Here is a 1,298-nt window from a genome sequence, read left to right on the forward strand (position 1 = left end):
ACCCTGGACAATACCGGCTACGTCGATGCCGCCGGCAACACCGGCAGCGGCAGCACCGACTCCAACAACTACGCCATCGACACCCAGCGTCCGACGGCCAGCATCGTGGTAAGCGACACCGCATTGGCGGCAGGCGAGACGGCGACGGTGACCATCACCTTCAGCGAGGCGGTCAGCGGGCTGACCCTGGCCGACTTCAGCGTGGCCAACGGCAGCCTCGGCGGGCTCAGCTCCAGCGACGGCGGCATCACCTGGATAGCCACCCTGACGCCGAGCGCCAACCTCACCGACGCCAGCAACCTGATCACCCTGGACAACACCGGCGTGCAGGATGCGGCGGGCAACGCCGGCAGCGGCAGCACCGACTCCAACAACTACGCTATCGACACCCAGCGTCCGACCGCAACCATCGTGGTGAGCGACACCGCGCTGGCGGCAGGCGAGACGGCGACGGTGACCATCACCTTCAGCGAGGCAGTCAGCGGGCTGAGCACGGCCGACTTCAGCGTCGCCAATGGCAGCCTCAGCGGGCTCAGCTCCAGCGACGGCGGCATCACCTGGACGGCGACCCTGACGCCGAGCGCCAACCTCACCGACACCAGCAACCTGATCACCCTCGACAATACCGGCTACGTCGATGCCGTCGGCAACACCGGCAGCGGCACCACCGACTCCAACAACTACGCCATCGATAGCCAACGCCCGACGGCGACCATCGCGGTGAGCGACACCGCGCTCGCCATCGGCGAAACCACCACGGTGACCATCACCTTCAATGAAGCGGTCAGTGGGTTGACCCTGGCCGACTTCAGCGTCGCCAACGGCAGCCTCGGCGGACTCAGCTCCAGCGACGGCGGTATCACCTGGACGGCGACCCTGACGCCGAGCGCCGACCTCACCGACGCCAGCAACCTGATTACCCTGGACAATACCGGCTACGTCGATGCCGCCGGCAACACCGGCAGCGGCAGCACCGACTCCAACAACTACGCCATCGACACTCAGCGTCCGACGGCCAGCATCGTGGTAAGCGACACCGCATTGGCGGCAGGCGAGACGGCGACGGTGACCATCAACTTCAGCGAAGCGGTCAGCGGGCTGACCCTGGCCGACTTCAGCGTCGCCAACGGCAGCCTTAGCGGGCTCAGCTCCAGCGACGGCGGCATCACCTGGACAGCCACCCTGACGCCGAGCGCCAACCTCACCGACGCCAGCAACCTGATCACCCTGGACAACACCGGCGTGCAGGATGCGGCGGGCAACGCCGGCAGCGGCAGCACCGACTCCAACAACTACGC

The 1,298-nt window shown here is 67.1% G+C and carries 1 protein-coding gene; it reads left to right on the forward strand.

The genetic code is table 11. The annotated features are described in order from the left end of the window. On the forward strand, positions 1–1,298 hold a 1,298-nt coding region (locus ACIGKL_RS24980; protein ID WP_397489020.1), incomplete at both ends, for an Ig-like domain-containing protein.

The organism is Pseudomonas sp. NPDC077186, assembly GCF_044543505.1.
Taxonomy (GTDB): domain Bacteria; phylum Pseudomonadota; class Gammaproteobacteria; order Pseudomonadales; family Pseudomonadaceae; genus Aquipseudomonas.